The following is a 255-nucleotide window of genomic DNA, read 5'->3' as shown; positions in this document are numbered from 1 at the left end:
GCGTCGAGCCATCGAAATCATGGGTCGATGCGATGCATGCATCGCTCATTCTGTACGCCGAGCACGAATTCAACGCATCGACGTTCACCTGCCGCGTGATCGCGGGCACGGGATCGGACATGTATTCGGCGATAACCGGCGGTATCGGCGCGTTGCGTGGCCCGAAGCATGGCGGCGCAAATGAAGTCGCGTTCGAGATCCAGAGCCGCTATCAGACGCCCGACGAAGCGGAAGCGGACATTCGTCGCCGCGTGG

At 61.6% G+C, this 255-nt stretch carries 1 protein-coding gene; it reads left to right on the top strand.

The features are described from left to right. A partial coding sequence (locus ACRXB1_RS37820; RefSeq protein WP_449494987.1) for a citrate/2-methylcitrate synthase occupies positions 1-255 on the top strand: 255 nt, incomplete at both ends.

The organism is Caballeronia sp. M23-90, from assembly GCF_053574605.1.
The sequence above is the reverse complement of the archived record's forward strand: the minus strand, read 5'-3'. Positions and strand labels throughout refer to the sequence as shown.